Annotated in this window: 1 pseudogene; it reads left to right on the top strand. The window is 69.4% G+C overall.

The features are described 5' to 3' along the window. Positions 1-278: pseudogene (locus EN852_RS40645) on the top strand (single-stranded-DNA-specific exonuclease RecJ); the annotation flags it as partial.

The following is a 278-nucleotide window of genomic DNA, read 5'->3' as shown; positions in this document are numbered from 1 at the left end:
CCGGCTGACCGAGCGGCAGGACATGGCCGCTTTGGCCATCGCGCAGGGCCACGGCGTGCCGGACGTCGTGGCCCGGGTGCTTGCCGGGCGCGGCGTGACCGCTGAGCAGACCGAGCGCTTCCTCGACCCGACCATCCGCGACCTTTTGCCAAATCCGGCATCGCTGACCGATATGGAGAAGGCGGCAGTGCGGCTGGCGGACGCGATCATCGCCGGCGAGAAAGTGGCGATCTTCGGCGACTATGATGTCGACGGCGCCGCCTCGTCGGCGCTCGTCA

This window comes from Mesorhizobium sp. M2E.F.Ca.ET.209.01.1.1, from assembly GCF_004010375.2.
Classification (GTDB): domain Bacteria; phylum Pseudomonadota; class Alphaproteobacteria; order Rhizobiales; family Rhizobiaceae; genus Mesorhizobium.
The sequence above is the reverse complement of the archived record's forward strand: the minus strand, read 5'-3'. Positions and strand labels throughout refer to the sequence as shown.